At 54.0% G+C, this 16759-nt stretch carries 18 protein-coding genes and 1 tRNA gene; 15 read left to right on the forward strand and 4 right to left on the reverse strand.

The annotated features are described in order from the left end of the window. Positions 1-6: 6 nt before the first annotated feature. The 11 genes from der (at position 7) to ndk (ending at position 8987) form a co-directional block, all read left to right on the forward strand. Positions 7-1335, forward strand: coding sequence for a ribosome biogenesis GTPase Der (gene der / locus NZD89_RS14460; protein ID WP_268003519.1), 1329 nt, complete (start codon positions 7-9; stop codon positions 1333-1335). Between the two features lie 36 nt (positions 1336-1371). Next, complete coding sequence (gene plsY / locus NZD89_RS14465; protein ID WP_431308715.1) at positions 1372-1986, forward strand: glycerol-3-phosphate 1-O-acyltransferase PlsY; 615 nt, start codon at positions 1372-1374, stop codon at positions 1984-1986. After that, on the forward strand, positions 1983-3023 hold the full coding sequence (locus tag NZD89_RS14470) for an NAD(P)H-dependent glycerol-3-phosphate dehydrogenase (RefSeq protein WP_268003521.1): 1041 nt from the start codon (positions 1983-1985) through the stop codon (positions 3021-3023). The genes plsY and NZD89_RS14470 overlap by 4 nt, the downstream gene beginning before the upstream one ends. A gap of 92 nt (positions 3024-3115) precedes the next feature. Beyond that, positions 3116-3499 carry a glycine cleavage system protein GcvH gene (gene gcvH, locus NZD89_RS14475; RefSeq protein WP_268003522.1) on the forward strand — a complete coding sequence of 128 codons (384 nt, stop codon included), beginning with the start codon at positions 3116-3118 and terminating at the stop codon, positions 3497-3499. 265 nt (positions 3500-3764) lie between these two features. Then, on the forward strand, positions 3765-5243 hold the full coding sequence (gene spoIVA / locus NZD89_RS14480) for a stage IV sporulation protein A (RefSeq protein ID WP_268003523.1): 1479 nt from the start codon (positions 3765-3767) through the stop codon (positions 5241-5243). Between the two features lie 284 nt (positions 5244-5527). Continuing rightward, positions 5528-5604: transfer RNA gene (locus tag NZD89_RS14485), tRNA-Pro, on the forward strand. Positions 5605-5670: 66 nt separating this feature from the next. Then, positions 5671-5913: a trp RNA-binding attenuation protein MtrB gene (gene mtrB, locus NZD89_RS14490; protein ID WP_268003524.1), complete on the forward strand. Its 243-nt coding sequence runs from the start codon at positions 5671-5673 to the stop codon at positions 5911-5913. Between the two features lie 102 nt (positions 5914-6015). Continuing rightward, the gene (locus NZD89_RS14495) at positions 6016-6729 is read left to right on the forward strand and encodes a heptaprenyl diphosphate synthase component 1 (protein WP_268003525.1); all 714 of its coding nucleotides are present in this window, start codon (positions 6016-6018) and stop codon (positions 6727-6729) included. A 2-nt stretch (positions 6730-6731) separates the two neighbouring features. Further along, complete coding sequence (locus tag NZD89_RS14500) at positions 6732-7448, forward strand: demethylmenaquinone methyltransferase (protein WP_268003526.1); 717 nt, start codon at positions 6732-6734, stop codon at positions 7446-7448. 40 nt (positions 7449-7488) lie between these two features. After that, on the forward strand, positions 7489-8472 hold the full coding sequence (locus NZD89_RS14505) for a polyprenyl synthetase family protein (RefSeq protein ID WP_268003527.1): 984 nt from the start codon (positions 7489-7491) through the stop codon (positions 8470-8472). Between the two features lie 65 nt (positions 8473-8537). After that, positions 8538-8987: a nucleoside-diphosphate kinase gene (gene ndk / locus NZD89_RS14510; protein WP_268003528.1), complete on the forward strand. Its 450-nt coding sequence runs from the start codon at positions 8538-8540 to the stop codon at positions 8985-8987. A gap of 44 nt (positions 8988-9031) precedes the next feature. On the opposite strand, the gene NZD89_RS14515 is transcribed toward ndk, so the two are convergent. Further along, positions 9032-9937 (reverse strand): patatin-like phospholipase family protein, encoded by a 906-nt coding sequence (locus tag NZD89_RS14515; RefSeq protein ID WP_268003529.1) that lies wholly within the window; start codon positions 9935-9937, stop codon positions 9032-9034. A 48-nt stretch (positions 9938-9985) separates the two neighbouring features. Between NZD89_RS14515 and NZD89_RS14520 the strand changes: the two genes are divergently transcribed. Next, entirely contained in the window at positions 9986-10744 is a 759-nt protein-coding gene (locus tag NZD89_RS14520) for a CheR family methyltransferase (protein WP_268003530.1), read from the forward strand. Positions 10745-10750: 6 nt separating this feature from the next. Here the strand turns inward: NZD89_RS14520 and NZD89_RS14525 are convergent, their stop codons facing one another. Then, positions 10751-11494: a polysaccharide deacetylase family protein gene (locus tag NZD89_RS14525; RefSeq protein ID WP_268003531.1), complete on the reverse strand. Its 744-nt coding sequence runs from the start codon at positions 11492-11494 to the stop codon at positions 10751-10753. Positions 11495-11674: 180 nt separating this feature from the next. Here NZD89_RS14525 and cbpB point away from each other — a divergent pair, with 180 nt between their 5' ends. The 3 genes from cbpB to NZD89_RS14540 all read left to right on the forward strand — a co-directional run bounded on the left by cbpB (position 11675) and on the right by NZD89_RS14540 (position 13205). After that, a complete protein-coding gene (gene cbpB, locus NZD89_RS14530) occupies positions 11675-12124 on the forward strand; it encodes a cyclic-di-AMP-binding protein CbpB (RefSeq protein WP_268003532.1) in 450 nt (149 codons plus the stop codon). 39 nt (positions 12125-12163) lie between these two features. After that, positions 12164-12871, forward strand: a complete 708-nt coding sequence (locus tag NZD89_RS14535) for a biosynthetic peptidoglycan transglycosylase (protein WP_268003533.1) — start codon at positions 12164-12166, stop codon at positions 12869-12871. A gap of 97 nt (positions 12872-12968) precedes the next feature. Beyond that, positions 12969-13205 (forward strand): biotin/lipoyl-containing protein, encoded by a 237-nt coding sequence (locus tag NZD89_RS14540; RefSeq protein ID WP_268003534.1) that lies wholly within the window; start codon positions 12969-12971, stop codon positions 13203-13205. Positions 13206-13299: 94 nt separating this feature from the next. Here NZD89_RS14540 and NZD89_RS14545 read toward each other — a convergent pair whose 3' ends face one another. Further along, complete coding sequence (locus NZD89_RS14545; protein WP_268003535.1) at positions 13300-14595, reverse strand: Nramp family divalent metal transporter; 1296 nt, start codon at positions 14593-14595, stop codon at positions 13300-13302. 405 nt (positions 14596-15000) lie between these two features. Continuing rightward, positions 15001-16353 (reverse strand): cation:proton antiporter, encoded by a 1353-nt coding sequence (locus tag NZD89_RS14550; RefSeq protein ID WP_268003536.1) that lies wholly within the window; start codon positions 16351-16353, stop codon positions 15001-15003. Positions 16354-16759: the final 406 nt, after the last annotated feature.

Below are 16759 nucleotides of genomic sequence, written 5' to 3' on the forward strand. Positions count from 1 at the left end.
TCATCCATGGCTACACCTGTCGTCGCGATTGTCGGTCGCGCAAACGTGGGGAAATCGACATTGTTTAATCGCATCATTGGGGAACGTCTGTCCATAGTGGAGGACGTGCCCGGTGTGACACGGGATCGCTTGTATTCGACAGGCGACTGGAATGGCGTGACATTCCACTTGATAGATACCGGTGGGATCGAGATGGACGAGACGGATGAGATGGAAAACCTCATCCGGGTTCAAGCTCAACTCGCGATTGACGAGGCAGATGTCATTCTCTTCCTCGTCGATGGCAAGGCTGGTCTGACGGTACAGGACGAGTACGTCGCCGAGTTTCTGCGCCGTTCCAAGAAGCCTGTCGTGTTAGGCGTGAACAAGCTCGATCACTTTTCACACCACGCACAGAGTTATGAATTCTACTCCCTCGGCTTTGGTGAGCCGATTCCGCTGTCTGCGGAACACGGGACGGGTACGGGTGACGTGCTCGACGCAATCGTCGATCTCGCCCCGAAAGCGGAGCCCGAAGAAATCGACGAGGACGCCATTCGCATCGCGTTTATTGGCCGGCCAAACGTCGGAAAATCGAGTCTCGTCAACCGTTTGGTCGGTGAAAACCGCGTGATGGTCAGCGATGTCGCTGGCACGACGCGGGATGCCATCGATACCCCACTGGAATTCGAGGGTCAGAAGTACGTGCTCGTGGATACCGCAGGTGTCCGTCGCCGCGGTAAGGTCTATGAAAATATCGAGCGATATAGCGTACTGCGGGCTATGCGCGCAATTGAGCGCGCGGATGTGTGTTTCGTCGTGATCGATGGCAAGCGCGGAATCGCTGAGCAGGATAAAAAGGTGGCCGGGTATGCATTGGACGCCGGATGTGCCACCGGTTTTCTCGTCAACAAGTGGGACATAGTTGACAAAGACGACAAGACAGCGCATCGTTTTGAGGAGGAGATTCGCAGTCATTTTCCGTTTATGCGTTGGGCTCCGATTCTGTTCGTGTCGGCGTTGACCGGTCAGCGAGTGACCAAGGTTCTCAACATCGCGAAAGAAATTGCGGAAAATCACGTGATGCGGGTTCAAACGTCTGCGCTTAACCGGGTTTTGGCAGACGCACAGATTTCCGTAGCTCCACCGTCGACAAAAGGACGCAAGCTGAAGCTATATTATGGCACGCAGGCTTCCGTGAAACCACCGACCTTTATCATTTTTGTCAATGACGAGGAGCTATCTCACTTTTCCTATGAGCGATACCTCGAAAACCAGCTTCGGGAGTCGTTCGGATTTGTGGGGACGCCAATTCGGATCCGAATGCGAACTCGCTCTCAGACGTCTGAGGATTAAGACGAATGCCTGGGCATTATGGGGGATGAAAACGTGATCGTATTGTGGAGTATCTTGGGCATCGTCATTGCCTATCTCATCGGATCGATTTCCACGTCGACGATTGTCGTTCGGCTAGTTTCCGGGAAAGACATCCGACACCACGGCAGTGGGAACGCTGGAGCGACCAATACACTGCGCATGTTGGGGACGAAGTGGGGCATCGCAGTACTGGTTGTGGACGCATTGAAGGGCATGATCGCGCTGTGGGTCGTGTACGGACTGGCACATGCCAACCCCGTCGCACTCGCACTCAGCGCCATCGCGGTTGTGATGGGTCACAATTGGCCGATTTTCTTCGGCTTCCGCGGCGGTAAAGGCATCGCGACGACTATCGGGGTCCTCTTGTGGATGGCACCTCTGATGACCATCATCGCAGGCATCCTATGTCTCATTGTCATTGCGCTCACGCGGTACGTCTCGCTAGGCTCTTTGATTTTGACCATTCTCATCCCGATTCTTCTAGGCGTCTTCGTACCCTCGCACGAATCGGCTCTATGGGCGTCGATTGTGCTGGCCTTGCTGTCCATCTATCGCCATCGCGAGAACGTAGTTCGTCTGTTGAACGGAAAAGAACGTAAACTTTTCGACAAAACGAGTGATCACTTTTGAAAGCGACCGTATTAGGTGCTGGAAGTTGGGGAACGGCGCTCGCGAACATCCTGTCGCACAATGGACATGAGACGACGATATGGGGTCGCGACAGCAGTGTTGTACGAGCCATCAATTCGAATCACGTGAACGCGCACTATCTCCCGGATGCGGAACTTTCGTCGTCGTTGGTTGCAACGGACGACCTGGAAGCCGCTCTGTCAGGCGCCGACTTGGTGCTCTTGTCTGTTCCGTCTCGTGCGTTGCCCGAATTACTACAGAGAGCACTGCCGCACATTCCGAAGCAATCGCTCGTCGCACACGCGGTCAAGGGCTTTATTCGACCTGACAACCGCAGGGTGAGTGAATACATAGGTACGATGTTGACCGACGCGGACAGACGACTCGCAGTCGTATCCGGTCCCTCACACGCGGAAGAGGTGGTTCGTGAGGTTCCGACGACCGTAGTCGTCGCGAGCCGGAGTCAATCTACGGCCGAGGCGGTTCAAGATGCCTTCATGAACGCCGCCTTTCGGGTGTACACCCAGGCAGATATCGTTGGTGTGGAACTCGGCGGCACCTTAAAGAACATCATTGCCCTGGGCGTCGGCCTGGCGGATGGCTTAGGGCTTGGGGACAATACGAAGGCTGCGCTCATGACGCGAGGTTTAGCGGAGATGACGCGTCTTGGCATAGCGCTAGGGGCGTCCCCATTGACCTTTTCGGGACTCGCCGGGATTGGCGACTTAATCGTCACGTGCACGAGTGCGCACAGCCGGAACTTTCGCGCCGGCCGCCTGTTGGCGGTTGGTTTATCGCTGGAAGAGACACTCGCCAAGATCGGGATGGCCGTGGAAGGCGTCGGAACCACGTTCGCGGCCGCGCAGCTTGCTAACGATTTGGGCGTAGAAATGCCGATCACCCGCGCCCTTCAACAGGTACTCGAGGGGACCTGTCCGCCAACCGAGGCCGTGACGAACCTCATGCAGCGGGACAAGAACCACGAGATGGAGGATGTTGGCCAGTCGGTCATCGCTCAGACGTGGGAGCTCATGTGATCCTTGGCGTAGCGATCGCTTGGTAAATGTTTGTCCATTTGTTAAACTGATGTCGGAGAAGTGGCTCCAGTCTCATTACCGGGAGGATCACGATGAGCAACGTTCCAAGTACTCTGAAATACTCCAAAGAACATGAGTGGGTGCGCGTTGAAGGCAATCGTGCGTATATCGGCATTACGGATTTCGCACAGGACGAGCTCGGCGATATCGTGTATGTGGAATTGCCTGAGGTGGGGTCTCAACTGACGGTGAACGAGACGTTTGGTACGGTCGAATCCGTTAAGACGGTTTCGGATTTGTTTGCACCTGTCAGCGGCCGGGTGGTCGAGGTGAACGCGAATCTCGAGGACGCACCGGAGCGGGTCAACACGAGTCCTTATGAGGACGGATGGATGATTGTTGTAGAGTTGCAAGACGAGAGTGAACTTAGTGCGTTGTTGGACTCATCACAGTATCAGCAACATGTGAACGAATAATTTCTTTTGCTCGATGAGCTGTCCTGACACCATCAGACGATGGGGCGGGGCAGCTCTTTTTTTGTTCCGCGTTCTACTTCGCTCCCACACGCCGTATATATAGTCAACGTCAGGGACGAGTTGATAAGCAAGCATACCCTGGGGCTCTACGCATATATTTTCTACTGTCCACCGACACCGGGACAGTCTACGGGGATTGTCAGTGGGCCGGGGCAAGACATGCGTACGTAGCAGTCTACGCCGGTCATCTTGAGGAGGGAGAAGCGTGGAAAAATTCGACGTCTTTAAGGACATTGCTGAGCGAACGGGGGGCGACATCTACCTCGGCGTGGTCGGCCCCGTGCGCACTGGCAAGTCGACCTTTATTAAAAAGTTTATGGAACTCATCGTTCTTCCAAACATTAAGGATGAGTCCGAACGGGTCCGCGCCACGGATGAGCTGCCACAGAGCGCCGCAGGGCGCACCATCATGACGACCGAACCGAAGTTTATTCCGAACCAGGCTGTTGAGGTAGGCGTGGCAGAAGGACTGGACGTCAATATCCGCATTGTCGACTGTGTGGGATACGCCGTGCAGGGCGCTAGGGGATATGAGGACGAAACGGGTCCCCGGATGGTGACAACGCCGTGGTTCGACGAACCGGTCGCCTTTCAAGAGGCGGCGGAAATCGGCACGCGTAAAGTCATCGCCGACCATTCTACGATCGGCGTCGTCGTCACAACGGACGGCAGTGTGGCGGAAATTCCTCGCGAAGGATATGTCGATGCTGAGGAGCGGGTGGTCGAAGAGTTAAAAGAACTCGGCAAACCATTCGTCATCATCGTCAACTCGGTCAACCCAGAGCATCCTCGCGCCCAAGACCTGCGCGACGAACTGATGACCAAGTACGACGTGCCTGTGATTGCACTTTCGTGCGCAACCGTCACAACGCATGAAATCAACTACGTTCTGCGGGAAGCCTTGTACGAATTCCCGGTCAAGGAAGTCAACGTGAACCTCCCGAACTGGGTGATGGTGCTCGACGACGAACATTGGCTCCGGCAGGAATTCCATAACTCGGTGCGCGACACGATTCAAGATATCCGACGCATTCGCGACATTGACCGCATCGTGGCTCAGTTCTCCGACTACGAGTTCGTGTCGAATGCGGGCTTGTCGCACATGGATATGGGGCAGGGTATCGCCGTTATCGATCTCGACGCGCCCGATGAGTTGTACGACCGCGTGTTGACGGAGGTCGTGGGCGTCCAGATCACGGGCCGCGACCAATTGCTTCGCATGATGAAGGAGTTCACCTACGCGAAGCACGAGTACGACAAAGTGTCAGAAGCCCTGCGCATGGTGAAGCTAACCGGCTATGGAATTGCGCCGCCCGCACTCGAAGAGATGACACTCGACGAGCCGGAACTGATAAAACAGGGTTCACGCTTCGGCGTGCGCCTGAAGGCAACTGCACCTTCCATCCACATGATCCGCGTCGATGTGGAAAGCGAGTTCGCCCCAATCGTCGGCACGGAAAAGCAATCGGAGGAACTGGTTCGCTATTTGATGCAAGACTTCGAGAAGGATCCACTGAAGATCTGGGAGAGCGACATCTTCGGAAAGTCGCTTGCGGCGATTGTTCGAGAAGGCATTTCCGCCAAGCTTTCACTGATGCCGGAAAACGCACAATTCAAGCTTAAAGAAACCTTGCAGCGGATTATCAATGAGGGCAGTGGTGGGCTTATCGCCATCATCCTGTAATCCCGAAGAGACGGGGCCATCCTCGAGCGTCGGCGACGACCAAGGGATGGCCTCTGTCCCGATTTTAGGGGCGCCCGCGGTGCGACAACGGTATCTGGAGATTTTGTAAACGGGCGTCATGAAAACTATCTTTACTCGATTCAGAAGTAAGTCTTTGAAATTGAATATATTTTACTTGCAGAGTAACGCATTTAGGTGATATTATTGTTGAGCACCGAGCGAGGGAATCTGTTTCGGTTGCTCCTTTAATGGCGATATGATTATTCATCTTGCGCCGTCAATAGCGGGATGTGGCGCAGCCTGGTAGCGCGCTACCTTGGGGAGGTAGAGGTCCCGGGTTCGAATCCCGGCATTCCGACCATGAACCAGCGTAAAACACGCTGGTTTTCGCTGTGTTACGGGACTTTTCTGAATTGGGGTGGACAAAGTGGCCGATTCACCTGTGTTAGGGGATTATTTTGTAATCCGAGCGCTCGAAAATGGCGTTCAAGTGATTGGCATGACGCGTGGTCCCGAGACCAGGTTTCATCACGCGGAGAAGTTGGACAAAAACGAAGTGATGATCGCTCAGTTTACAGAACACACGTCTGCGATGAAGATTCGTGGGAAAGCTTTACTGTATACGAAGCATGGCCTGATCCGGACGGATGGATCCGACGAAGAAAAGTAAGTGGCCACGTTTTGTGATATACTCACAGAAGCGGTGTCGACGATGAACGGCGGGAATACATAAGGAGATGACACAGGCTTGACGGATTGCAAGGAGAGCTTATTGAGACGTGTAGAACGTCTGGCACAGAGACATATGCAGCACGAGTATTTGCTCACAAGCCAAATACGCCAATCCGTCAGTCGCTTTCATTTCGACGTCGGGTACGCAATTCTGTCAGCGGCAGATGTGTCCGACTCGGAGATGGAACAGGTGCTTACCGCTGTATTGATACTCGAGCAGGGGCTGTCGATTCATGACGAAGTGGATACCTCTCCTGCAGAAAAGCAAGGACTTGTTGTACTGGCTGGAGATTACGACAGTAGCAAGTACTATTTTCTACTGGCTCAGCTGAGTGACAGTGCGTTGATGTACGCGCTTTGTGATGCAGTGGCTCGGGTGAACGAGGCGAAAATGACGATTTCCGTCGATGGGAATCGATTATCATCGCAAGAGTACATGAGACTGATGGGAATCGTGCAAGGGCAGTTGCTTCATGCGTTGGCCAATCACTACCTCGGCGAGACTGGATTCTGGACAACGCATATTGAGTCGCTCGTCCAGGCCCATATCGTTCAAAATGAACTGCTTGCACGGAGAGCACACCACAACTTTACGGTCCGTCAAGCATCCGAGTGGCTGTCCGACTCAATGCAGCGGATGGGGACCATGCCAGCGACTGCTCTCGTCGGCCCCTTGTATAACTTTTTGGTGGAATACTTTCAGCCTATCCAACGGACGGTTGAGGATCTGAGTTGGGCGGAGGGGAATCGCTAAAGATGCAAGGTGACAAGGCCGAACATGTTCATGAAGTATTTTCGAAAATCGCGCGCCGATACGATGTGATGAATTCAGTTTTGAGTTTTCAACAACATCGTCTCTGGCGCAATTTTGCGATGCGGCAGATTCCGTTTCGACGCGACGCCAACATTCTTGATGTCGCGGCCGGCACGGGCGCTTGGACATTTGCGATGGCCAAGCGGGTCGGGCCAGAAGGCCATGTGACAGGTCTCGATTTTACAGAGGCGATGCTGGAAGTTGCAGAAGAGCGGTTAAGTACGTGTAAAGAGCGGGACAGAATCGATTTCATTCACGGCAATGCCATGGATTTGCCGTTCGAGGACAATCGGTTTGATATCGCGACCATCGGGTTTGCTCTCAGGAACGTACCGAGTGTGGAGACGTGTCTGCGCGAGATGCTTCGCGTCGTAAAACCCGGCGGGATGGTGGTCTCGCTGGAACTTTCGAAGCCTGATTCGGATTTCTTTCGACAGATTTACTATTTTTATTTTTACAAGATATTGCCTCGTATCGGGTCGCTTGTCGTCAAGGACGACGCCCCGTACGCATGGCTGCCTGAGTCGTTGACCGATTTTCCGAATCGGCATCAGCTTGAAGAGATGTTCCGCGAGGTGGGTATGACGTCAGTCAAGAGTTTTCCGCTGACTTTTGGCATCGCGGCACTTCACATTGGTTATAAGGCTTTGTCTGAATAGGAGACGACGTCGCCGTTTTGGACAACCTCTAACGAGAGGCGTGACCCGGTTGGACTTTCATCGTGTTTATCAGAGCTACCGCGCTCAGCTGGATCAAGTCGAATTCACTTTGCACGACCGCGCGAAGTCTCATCAGACGGTGTTGGCGAAGGCCTCCAACCAGTTGTTGGACGCTGGTGGGAAACGCCTTCGGCCGCTGTTTGCGCTAATCTGCGGGACGACTCATCAACCAGCTCGAAATATCCGCGACGACGTTCCGAAACTCGCTGCGGCGCTCGAGATGATACATATGGCTACACTCGTGCACGACGATGTCATCGACCAAGCGGCCGTTCGTCGCGGACGACCGACTGTACGCAGCGAGTACGGGAATTTGGCGGCTATGTACACGGGCGATTTTTTGTTTGCTCGGGCGATTCAGTTGCTGGCCGAAGTGGATAATACCGACGTGCATCGGGAAATGTCGCTTGGTTTGGTGCGATTGTGTGAAGGGGAAATCGAACAGATCCGCGACTTTTATAATTGGGACCAATCGATAAAGACCTATTTGCGAAGAATTGAGCGCAAGACGGCCCTGCTCATCGCCTTGAGCTGCGCGTTGGGGGCGCGGGTGAGCGCTGCCGACGCGCGCGACCTATCGGCGCTCAGGCTGTTTGGTCATTACACGGGTATGGCCTTTCAGATCATCGATGATGTGTTAGATTTTGTCGGCAATGAGCATGTGGTGGGAAAACCTGTCGGCGGTGATTTGCGGCAGGGCAATTTGACGCTTCCGGCCTTGGTCGCTGCGCAGAAGCCGAGTGTCGGGGTGCGACTGCGCAAACTCATTCACAAGGACATGGAGGAGTCGGACGCCGAGGAGGCCGTTTCCATCGTGTTGGAAACCGAAGGTCTGCCGGTCGCCCGTGCCTTGGCAGAGCGATATTTGAGTAAGGCAATCGGTGTCTTGGAGCGGGTGAGTGACCACCGCGTTCGGGAGGAACTGGCGGTTTTGACGCGTTTTGTGGCGGAGCGTTCGTTCTAACTTGCGCAGTCGCCCTCAAGTCTCGTACAATAGCGCTGGCAACAACAGCTAAAGGAGTGGCTTTCGTGGCAGTCGAAAAGACGTTTGTGATGGTAAAACCCGACGGAGTACAACGTGGTTTGGTCGGGGAAATCGTAAGTCGATTTGAGAAAAAGGGGCTCAAGCTTGTTGGAGCGAAGCTGATGCAAGTTCCGCAGTCCCTGGCTGAAGAGCACTACGCTGAACACAAGGAACGTCCGTTCTTCAAGGACCTCGTGTCCTTCATCACCTCTTCACCAGTGTTCGCTATGGTGCTCGAAGGCGATAGTGCCGTCAGCGTGGCTCGCACTTTGATGGGCAAAACCAACCCCGCAGAATCCGCTCCTGGGACGATTCGCGGCGATTTCGGCCTGACCATTGGCATGAACATCATCCACGGCTCCGACTCCACCGAGAGCGCCGCTCGTGAAATCAAGCTGTGGTTTAACGACGAATCTGTCGCTTACGACCGGGCGGTTGACGTGTGGCTCGCGTAATTCGCGAACTTGGAAGGGAAAGGGCCCGATAAGGGGCCCTTTTTTTATGATTGACTCCGCAAGAAATCCTGCAGTTCCATCCGTCGCTCAAGAACCAACCGTTGCCCAATTGCGACGCAGTCGGTCATCTGGGCGAACTTCCTCCACTTTACGCTACTGAGGTCTGGCTCCAGTACATAGAGTTCTGGACCAGGTGCGATGTCGTTGTCGATGGACTCTCGAAGCAAGATATCAAACGATCTCGCCAGCACATCCACGAGCGTGATTGGCTCGTAGTTGGCGGGGAGGCGGTATAGGTTCACGGCGATAATCTTGTCGCACCCTGCGTCCTTGAGCACCGATACGGGTATGTAGTGCCGCATGGCGCCGTCAACCAGGGTGTACCCGTCTAGGACCACGGGCGAGAAGATGCCCGGCAGTGCACAACTGCCTGTGACGGCACGAGCGATGTCCTTGAGTTGTACATATGCATCAGATGGCCTCGCCTGGTCACTTGCGAACACGATTGGCTTGCCACTGACTAAGTCGGTGGCCACGATGTAGAATGGAATTTGGATTTGTCGGTGCTCAATTAAACGTTCGATGTAGCGGGTGAGTTTGTGCCCTCGCAGGAGCCCTGTCGGTACCGCGGGAATGGTCGAGGTTCCAGACGTCCGCTGTCGCAGGTGGCTGACGGTCCACGAGTACACCGAGGACCATACGGGGAATCCGTAATCAAACAGCCGTAATCCGGGAAACGTCTGCAGGAGTTTGCGAAATTGGTCGTCTCGATAGCCGTGCGCATAGAGGACGGAGACAAGGGAACCGGCACTGGTTCCGGCCAGGACGTCCGGTTGAATGCCAAGTTTTTCGAAGGCGCTGAGCACGCCAATGTGCGCGGCTGCCTTGAGGGTGCCTCCGCTGAGCGCTAAACCGAGCTTGGGCCGACCTGAGTGACGTTGTACCGGCATAGAACCACCCCTTGGTGCGATGCGTTGCCAACCGGAGGAGTGTAGTAGATGGATGAGTTTGCGTGGTTTATGGGTGCATTTCGTCAGTTGACAGGGATTGACTTAACTAGATACAAACGACCGCAGATGGAACGGCGCTTGACCAATTTGCGGGACAGGCGCGGATTTTCGTCGTTTCCAGCGTATGTTCAGGCGCTTGAGGCCGACGGTACACTTTTGAACGAATTGCTGGACAAGATGACCATCAACGTCTCGGAGTTTTTTCGCAACCCTGAGCGATGGGACACCCTGCGAAATCTGGTTTGCGACATGGGTGCTACGCCACGCGTCTGGAGCGCCGCCTGCGCGACCGGAGAAGAACCGTATTCGCTCGTCATGATGCTGTCGGAGCTCAGGCGTATGGGGCACCCCGTTCTCGCGACCGACATCGACGAGCGGGTGTTGGACCGCGCAGCTGCTGGCCGGTATGATCCCTTACAAGTGCGCGGGTTAGACAAGCATTACCTGGACCGATACTTTTCCTTCGATGGGCGAGAGTATCAGGTACACGCCGATGTTCGTGAAAACATTCGCTTTCAAAAACATAATCTGTTAGAGGACGATTACCCGAACGCACTTGATCTAATCGTATGTCGCAATGTGCTCATTTATTTTACGGACCCTACCAAACAGGACATTCTCGAGCGGTTCTCGAACGCTCTGAAGCCTGGCGGCATTTTGTTTGTCGGCAGCACGGAGCAGTTCTTCGGTATGAAATTGCCGAACCTGGCGCCCGTCGCTCCGTTTATGTACCGCAGGCTCAGCTGACCTCGGCTATTTGGACTCTGCCTCGATGCGTTCGGCGGATCGGAGAAGGTCGGAGATGGTGACCGATTGATAACCGCGTTTGTGCAGGTCTGGAAGGATTTTACGCAGCGCAGCAATCGTTTGTTTGCTGTTTCCGGTGCCGTCATGCATGAGAATGATGTCGCCTGGGTGTACGTGTTTGAGAACGTTATTGACGATATTGTGTACACCTGGCGCCTGCCAGTCACGGCTGTCTTCGTCCCAGGACCACATGATCACAGGATATCCGCGGTCGTGCGCGGTGAGCACGGATGGTTCGTCGTAGTAGCCGCGCGGAGGGCGAAAGTACTTGCACTTCTGACCCGTGGCCTGCAGGATGGCGTTTTGCGTCTGATCTAGCTCCCCAGCCAATTCCGACGTGTTCATGTGTGCGAGGTGGCGGTGGGAAAACGTGTGGTTTCCGAGCTCGTTTCCGAGAAATTCCGTCTGTCGCACGATATCGGGGTGTTCGCTGACCTTGCGACCAATGAGAAAAAATGTCGCTTGGTCATGATTTTCGGCGAGCAACTGTAAAACCTGCGGTGTATAGGTGGGGTCCGGGCCATCGTCGAAGGTGAGCGCGACAACTTTCCTATGGGTGGGCACTTGCCAATGTGCGTAACCGAGTCGTTCGAAATAAAAACGATCCTTCTTTTGTGCGGCGTCATCCGTAGGAAAAAACGTCGCCATGACGATAGCTGCGGCCAACAGTGCGCGCAACGTGCGGTGCATTTTGCTCACCCCTTCGCGGTTAGGGTACCCCGAACGACAGGAAGTGTTGCGCACTTTCGAGGGCTATCGACTACGAATTGGAAGGTATATGATTACCGAGGCGAGTTTCATGGTAAAATACAGATGCTGCCCGACCGACGCCTACGCGGGCGTTGACGAAAGGAGTCATCCTGAGATCCTATGCAATCTATTGAAACGTTGACATTGCAGGACGATGAGGTAGCTCGCATGGTGATTGACGCAGAAGATGTCGCCTGTGTCCACCCAGCCCACTCGGCGGAACACGCGCTACTCGTGTTGATTAAATCCGGCTATTCTGCCATCCCGGTGGTGGCGAGTAACGGTGTTGTCGCCGGAGTCATCAGCAAAACGATGATCCTTGACCGGATTTTGGGACTCGAGCGGATCGAATTCGACTCGCTGTCCAATTTTCTCGTCCAGGACGTGATGAACGTCGATGTACCAAGGATTCGACAGAATCAATCCTTTATCCGCGCACTCCAGATCAGCATTGACGCACCGTTCTTGTGCGTGGAAGACGATGACGGTCAATTTATCGGCTTATTGGCGAGACGGGGCATCTTAGCATTGGTTCACAACGCAATACGGCAAACCAAGAATCCGTCATAACGGACGAGGTTACGACAGTCGGATGCGAGGGTGGCATAGATGATCCGGTTCATTAAGTTCATTTTTGGACTCGCGGTGCTCTTGGGTCTATGTCTTGGCGCCATGAACGTATATTTTCACACGGCCTATCCCATTGCGAACAAGGTGAGGGATGCCGCCAATACCCAGATGCAGAGCAAAGGCGTTCGGCCACTGACCGACGACGAAATTCCGACAACTTTTCGAGACGCCATTATTGCAACGGAAGACAGGCGATTTGAAAACGACCCGGGAATCGACGTGGTGGGGATCGCTCGGAGCATTGTCGTCGACATTCAGAAGGACGGATATGTCGAAGGTGGTTCGACCATCACTCAACAATTGATAGATAATACGCTGCTTTCAAAGCAAAAGACGCTGCATCGAAAGATCTTGCAAGTTCTGTACGCAATTGGCGTATACGATACAATGTCCAAGCCGGACGTATTCGCCTTGTACACCAACGTCATTTACTTCGGGCACGGCGCGTATGGGCTGTATAACGCGTCAGAGACGTATTTTGGCAGATCTCCGGCACAGTGCAATGCCAGTGAACTGACGATGCTCGCGGGATTGCCCAATGCGCCTTCTGCCTATGACCCGTTCACGAACTTGACGTTAGCTCGACAGCGTCAGCGGTTGGTGCTCGAGAATATGGTGGACGCAGGGTATTTGACCAACGCGAAAGCAGATGAGATTTATCAAGAACCGATTCACCTCGTAGAATAAGTCGCGAGTGAGCCGATGTTGGGGGCGGTTGCCCTCGGTCTGGTTTCCATGTAGATTGAAGGAAGACCTAGTACATAGCACAAAGGGGAATGACTTCATGGTAGACGTCAAATTGCCGCAACTCGGTGATAGTGTGGACAAGGCACTGGTCACTACTTGGTTAAAACAGGTTGGCGATCACGTTGAGCAAGACGAGCCACTCCTTGAAGTGACGACCGACAAAGTGACCATCGAAGTGCCGTCCGAGTACACGGGAACGGTCAAGGAAATTTTGGTGCCTGTCGGACAACATGCGGACATGAATGCCGTCCTTTGCCGGATCGAAGAGGCGTAACCATCTTTCCACCACGCAAAGAAGCGCGACTCCGATGGGAGACGCGCTTTTTTGTCACACCGAACGAAACTCGTCGGTGATGAGGCGGGGCGTTTCAAATTTGCACGCCGAACGATCCGAGAATCAAAACGATGTTGAGTACGAGGACGAGTACGGCGATAAAGGAGGCGATGAAGGACGTGATTCGCCTGTTGGCGAGTACGCCCATGATATCGCGCCGATGCGTGAAATACACCAGCGAGAAAATCGGCATCGGCAACACCAAGCTGAGAATCACCTGACTGACGACCAAGGTTCGGGTCGGATCTAGTCCCATCCAAACGACAATGATCGTCGGTATCATCGTAACGACTCGTCGAACCCAAAGAGGAATTGTGAAGCCCACAAAACCTTGCATGATGACTTGCCCGGCCATCGTGCCGACCGCCGAACTACTGAAGCCAGACGTCAAGAGAGAGACGAGGAAGACAGCAGATGCTGCAGGGCCCAATAACGGGGTGAGCGTTCGATAGGCCGTTTGGATGTCGGCGATGTCAGTGTGCCCCGTCGCGTGAAACGCCGCAGCGGCCATGTACATCATGCTCATGTTGATGAGGCCGGCGAGTACCAGCGCAATGATGATTTCCTTGGTGCTGAAGCGGTTGATTTCAATTTTCTCCTCGTCGTTTTGCGGTCGAATACGCTGTTGCGTAAGTCCGGAGTGAAGGTATACCACGTGTGGCATCACCGTCGCTCCGATGACGCCGACAGCCAGCATCACGGCTTGCGTGTTCCCAAGCCACGGAACGACGCTGTGTACGGCAATTTGTTGAAAACTGGGCTTCGACACGATGGTTTCCGCCAAGTAACACACGCCCATCAGCACAATCATCGCCGTGATAAAGCGCTCCAACGGCCGGAACCCAAATCTGTCCAACATGAGAATCAAATATGTGCCAATGCCCGTGATGACCGTTGCTACGAGCAAAGGGATGTGAAACAGCAGATTTAGACCGAGTGACGCGCCTAAGAACTCCGCCAAGTCGGTCGCCATCGCCGCGATTTCGGCAAACACCCAAAGCCCAATATTGACGGGCGTCGGAAAATACGCACGACAGAGCTCTGGCAAGTTCTTTCCAGTCGCTATGCCCAGTTTTGCAGATAGGCGCTGAATGAAAATTGCCATCAGATTGGCTAGGACCACAACCCACAACAACCGATATCCGAATTGCGATCCGCTCTGTATATTGGTCGCGTAATTGCCCGGGTCCACGTACGCCACAGCCGCGATGAAGGCTGGCCCAATGAACGGGAGTAAGCCGCGCAATCCACGTTTTCGTTGGTTCAGAACTTTTCGCGCACGCGCCACCGCTTTATGTTCGGAGGACGAAGCGCTTACTGAAATTCCCATTCTAATCACTCCTCAAGCGAACCGTACATGCTATGATGCGCAACGAATTTATATTTCGTGACGGCAAGAATATGTCCGACGCGAAAAATTTTTAGTCTCGGGAAACTTTCACACCATTATATTACATAGAAAGGCGAGTGTGAATGGAAACTTAGTGAAGGATTGTGCCGTGTGGTGCGGACGAGGAAGGTGATGATGAATGCTGCAATGAATCCTGCGATAATCCAGATCAGAAAGACCATATGGGCCGGTTCCTCCAGTGACTCGTTTTGCCGCTTATTGTGTTCTGCAAAGGGTGCCCCATACGTAGTTATGTACGATAAAGGGGAACAGCGCGCTGTTCCCCTTAGGTAAGTTTCCGTAATAGACCTTTTCGAATCAAAACGGCGTTCTTCAGCGCTGGTATCAGTTGTGTGAGGCGGGAACCTCTGTGCCGATGTCAAACTGAACTTCCTCTTGCACTTTGCGCACAATCAGGTGTTCGTCCCCCGGCATGAGGCGTTTTCCGCGACGCAGCACAAACCGCAGCCACGCTCCTGCCATCCAGGACGTGACGAGGGCCAGCATCACCAAGATGGCAAAAAAGTTCTGGTTGATGATTCCCAGTGCGTAAGCCGTCGACGACAACACGATACCGGGGCCGCCTCTTGCGTTCATCGCGGCTGCGAAGTTCACGCTGGTCAGGCGATCCGCCTTGATGGCGCGACACGTCACATAGACCACGACGCTCTGGACGACGGTCGCAAAAATGACATAGAGCACGAAGAACCCGAGGTCGAAGTTCTTGGCGAGATCGAGTTGCATGCCGACAATCGCAAAATACAGTGGGATGAAAAACGCAAAGGATATTCCTTGAATGCCGTCCTGTAATCGCTGAAACAAGTGGTCAGGCAGTGTGAATTTCGTGGCAACCCCCGCCAAGATGGCACCGTACATCACGTCCACTTGCAGGTAACCGGCAATATCGGCCATCGCCAGCAAAATCACGATGAAGTACCCCAAAAACGACGCTCGAAACAAGAAATTCGCTTTGCGGGACGTGACTTTGCGCAAAGCCCATGGTACGACTCCGATACACACCACGAGAAACGCGAGCGTGACGACGAGGCTCTTTGACACCACCCAGCCGTCGATTGCGCCGGACCCGTGATTGGGCGCGGAGACGATGCCAGATGCTACGGCGAGTGCCACCCACAGCAACAGGTCGTGGACGCCCGCCACGGCTACGATGATTTTGGCGAAGCGGGAGTGCATAATGCCGAGATCGGAAAAGATTTTGGAGATGACTGGGATGGATGTGACTGCAATCGAAATCGCTACGACGATTTTGAGTGCCACAATATTGTGGTCGGGTCCGAGAAACCGGGCTGGATGAAACACGTAGGTCGAGAGCCAGCCAATTCCAAAAGGGATGATAGTGGACCCGAGGATGATAGCGAGCCCCGTTTTGATGTCACTCTTGGCGAATCTCGTCTGAATTTTCAGCCCAGCTGTGTACAACAGGAGCAACTCACCGATGTAGTAGATGAGCCCAAATAGATTACCTTCCGACGAGAAGCCGAGATACAACCAGTGAAACGAGGCTGGAAACAGAGCGCCGAGACACGTGGGACCGAGTACAAGGCCTCCTCCCACTTCGCCGATCACTCGCGGTATGGCGAGCCGTTCCGCAATGTACCCGAATAGATTGGCGGCAATCAGTAACATGACCAATCCGCATAGGAATCGAGACAAGTCGGATCCTGCCAGTGTGAACATTGTCGTTCCCCTCTCCTATAAATGTGGCCGCTATAAATGTGGCCGCAGCCAAGCGTAAGATACTTTATGTAGAGGGGTATGAATTGTCCAAGGCGGACACCTATCGGGACATGCACCGTGACAAGTCGGGCGAAAAAATAGTTTGCACTGGGTTTGCACTGGGTTTGCACTAGACCGATGCGACGACGACTTGCCACATGGAGTCGTTGCGAGATGTTGTCGTCGCCGTCATCGGGCTATCAGCATGGCCACGTTTTGACTAAATTAACCAACCAGCTGGATACGCAGGCTCATCTTGTCGAAGGCTTGTCCGCCTTCACAGGGAGCACAAGGCTATCCCCGATGTACATCGGAGATAGCCTTGGTGGTTCGTCGTCACCACAAGAATGCGAGTGCAAAAATCCAG

This window comes from Alicyclobacillus fastidiosus (assembly GCF_026651875.1).
Classification (GTDB): domain Bacteria; phylum Bacillota; class Bacilli; order Alicyclobacillales; family Alicyclobacillaceae; genus Alicyclobacillus; species Alicyclobacillus fastidiosus.

What these genes read in the sequence shown, in the direction of transcription:
- NZD89_RS14540 (WP_268003534.1), top strand. Translation starts at nt 12,969, where the DNA reads ATGGTAGACGTCAAATTGCCGCAACTCGGTGATAGTGTGGACAAGGCA.
- der (WP_268003519.1), top strand. Translation starts at nt 7, where the DNA reads ATGGCTACACCTGTCGTCGCGATTGTCGGTCGCGCAAACGTGGGGAAA.
- NZD89_RS14550 (WP_268003536.1), bottom strand. Translation starts at nt 16,353, where the DNA reads ATGTTCACACTGGCAGGATCCGACTTGTCTCGATTCCTATGCGGATTG.
- gcvH (WP_268003522.1), top strand. Translation starts at nt 3,116, where the DNA reads ATGAGCAACGTTCCAAGTACTCTGAAATACTCCAAAGAACATGAGTGG.
- NZD89_RS14520 (WP_268003530.1), top strand. Translation starts at nt 9,986, where the DNA reads ATGGATGAGTTTGCGTGGTTTATGGGTGCATTTCGTCAGTTGACAGGG.
- NZD89_RS14500 (WP_268003526.1), top strand. Translation starts at nt 6,732, where the DNA reads ATGCAAGGTGACAAGGCCGAACATGTTCATGAAGTATTTTCGAAAATC.
- NZD89_RS14545 (WP_268003535.1), bottom strand. Translation starts at nt 14,595, where the DNA reads ATGGGAATTTCAGTAAGCGCTTCGTCCTCCGAACATAAAGCGGTGGCG.
- cbpB (WP_268003532.1), top strand. Translation starts at nt 11,675, where the DNA reads ATGCAATCTATTGAAACGTTGACATTGCAGGACGATGAGGTAGCTCGC.
- NZD89_RS14515 (WP_268003529.1), bottom strand. Translation starts at nt 9,937, where the DNA reads ATGCCGGTACAACGTCACTCAGGTCGGCCCAAGCTCGGTTTAGCGCTC.
- NZD89_RS14525 (WP_268003531.1), bottom strand. Translation starts at nt 11,494, where the DNA reads ATGCACCGCACGTTGCGCGCACTGTTGGCCGCAGCTATCGTCATGGCG.
- NZD89_RS14535 (WP_268003533.1), top strand. Translation starts at nt 12,164, where the DNA reads ATGATCCGGTTCATTAAGTTCATTTTTGGACTCGCGGTGCTCTTGGGT.